The organism is Mesorhizobium sp. M7A.F.Ca.CA.004.04.2.1, assembly GCF_004022825.1.
Lineage (GTDB): Bacteria > Pseudomonadota > Alphaproteobacteria > Rhizobiales > Rhizobiaceae > Mesorhizobium.
On record NZ_RZPH01001742.1, the window covers coordinates 1 to 517 of the forward strand.

Genomic DNA, 517 nt, shown 5'->3' on the forward strand with positions numbered 1-517 from the left:
CTTGCGCGCCTTGGCTTCAGCCGCCTTGGCGGCATCGGCGTCGGCCCTGCCCTTGCCGATCGGCCGCGCGCCCGGTGCCATCCAGACATTGGCCTTGCGCTGGCCGGGCGGCTCGATCGGCCGCTGCTCGCGCTCGGACTTTTTGCCACCGCCCGGCTTGCCGCCAAAAGCACCACGCGGCTTGTCGCCGAAGCCACCGCGCGGTTTGTCGCCAAAATTGCCGCGCGGCTTGTCGCCAAAGCTGCGTTCGGGGCGCGGGCCGCGTTCGCCAAAACTCTTCTCCGCGCTTCTGTCGGGACTTGTCGACAGTTTGCCCAGCGCCTCGTCGCGGCTGCCTTCGCGGCGCTTGCGGTTCTTGATCAAACCGCCCTCGCCGATCGGGCGGCGCTCACCGTCGCGGGTGAATTTCGGCCGCTCCGGCTCCGGCTCGCGAACTTCGGTGCGCCGCACCGGCTTGTTGGAAAACGGCTTGGTGACATCGGCGTCGAAATTGGCGCCGGATTCCTCGCCCAGGCGC

1 pseudogene is annotated in these 517 nt (G+C 69.1%); it reads right to left on the reverse strand.

Annotated elements, in window-relative coordinates:
• A pseudogene (locus EN893_RS37335) lies at positions 1 to 517 on the reverse strand (RNA pseudouridine synthase); the annotation flags it as partial.